Origin of the sequence: Nocardioides oceani (assembly GCF_030412965.1) — a bacterium.
GTDB classification, from domain to species: domain Bacteria; phylum Actinomycetota; class Actinomycetes; order Propionibacteriales; family Nocardioidaceae; genus Nocardioides; species Nocardioides oceani.
Map to the genome: position 1 here is coordinate 1 of NZ_JAUHJQ010000271.1, position 221 is coordinate 221.

The following is a 221-nucleotide window of genomic DNA, read 5'->3' on the forward strand; positions in this document are numbered from 1 at the left end:
GTCGCTGATGGTCGCCTGCTGGTCGCCGACGAGGTTGCCGAACTGGTCGCGCGCGAACAGGTTGAACCGGACGTCCTGACCGATGGTCGCCGGACCCTCGCCGCGGCGGGCGAGCTCGACCACCTCGACGTTGAGAGCGTTGCGGGAGTCGTAGGTCACCGTGCGGGTCTCGGTGACGCCGCCGGCGGTGACCGTGATGGTCGCGGTGACCCGGCCGTCGG

General features: G+C 71.0%; 1 protein-coding gene. It reads right to left on the reverse strand.

Features of this window, described 5'->3' with window-relative positions; translation table 11 throughout:
• The coding region (locus tag QWY28_RS24045; protein WP_300955410.1) for a hypothetical protein at positions 1-221 on the reverse strand (221 nt) is incomplete at both ends.